Below are 1,231 nucleotides of genomic sequence, written 5' to 3' on the forward strand. Positions count from 1 at the left end.
CCACCCGCCCGGTCAAGCCCATGATCGGCAACGACACGTTCCCCGGCACCACGCTCGGCCCCCAGTACGAGTGGAACCACAACCCCGACGACACCAAGTGGTCCGTCAACAACGGGCTCCGGCTCCAGACCGCCACGGTCACCAACGACCTCTACAAGGCCCGCAACACCCTCACCCACCGCATTCAGGGACCGACGAGCACCGCCACCATCGAACTCGACTACTCCACGATGCGCGACGGTGACCGCAGCGGCCTGTCCATGCTCCGCAACTCCTCCGCCTGGATCGGGGTCAGACGCGACAACGGGGCCAACCGGGTGGTCATGACCAACAACCTGACCATGGACAGCAACTGGAACACCACAAACACCGGCACCGAGATCGCCAGCGCACCGATCAGCGGCGGGCGCATCTGGTTGCGCGTCAACGCCGACATCAGACCCGGTGCGGGTCGACAGGCACGCTTCTCCTACAGCACGGACGGCACCAACTTCGTCTCCCTCGGCAACGCCCTCACCCTCGACAACAACTGGCCGTTCTTCATGGGCTACCGGTTCGGCGTCTTCAACTACGCCACCCAGGCCCTCGGCGGCAGTACCACCGTCAGGAGCTTCAACATCACCACACCCTGATCACGGGTGCGCCGATGAGACTCCGGCACGCCGGCCCACTGGCCGGCGTGCCGGAGCACCGGCCCGTGGGCCGGAGCACCGGCGGCGCCCACCCGGCCAAGGTCGACGACGCTGCCCGATGGGGCCGGGACCGCGGGCGATCGTGCGCTGGCGCAGGTTGCGGGATCTTGCGAGGCTTACGGCGTGTATGACTACGACCTGTTGGTGTTGGGCTCCGGGCCCAGCGGTCAGAAGGCCGCGATCGCCGCCGCCAAGCTCGGTAGGCGGGTCGGCATCGTCGACCGCCGCGACATGATCGGTGGGGTGTGCATCAACACCGGCACCGTCCCCTCCAAGACGCTACGCGAGGCCGTGCTCTACCTGAGCGGCATGAGCCAGCGGGACCTGTACGGCAGCAGCTACCGGGTGAAGGAGGAGATCACGGTCGGCGATCTGGCCGCCCGGACCCAGCATGTGATCAGCCGGCAGACCGACGTCATCCGCAACCAGCTGGCCCGCAACCGGGTCACCCTGATCACCGGCATCGGGCGGTTCGCCGACGCGCACACGATCTGGGTGAACGGCGAGTCCGGGCACGAGTCCCGGGTCACCTTCGACCT

The 1,231-nt window shown here is 67.6% G+C and carries 1 protein-coding gene and 1 pseudogene; both read left to right on the top strand.

The genetic code is table 11. The annotated features are described in order from the left end of the window. Positions 1 to 632 (top strand): annotated as a pseudogene (locus E1258_RS32705) (glycoside hydrolase); the annotation flags it as partial. A gap of 183 nt (positions 633 to 815) precedes the next feature. Then, the coding region (locus E1258_RS32710; protein WP_132407851.1) for an FAD-dependent oxidoreductase at positions 816 to 1,231 on the top strand (416 nt) is incomplete at its 3' end.

Source organism: Micromonospora sp. KC207 (genome assembly GCF_004348615.1).
In the GTDB taxonomy this organism is placed as follows: domain Bacteria; phylum Actinomycetota; class Actinomycetes; order Mycobacteriales; family Micromonosporaceae; genus Micromonospora.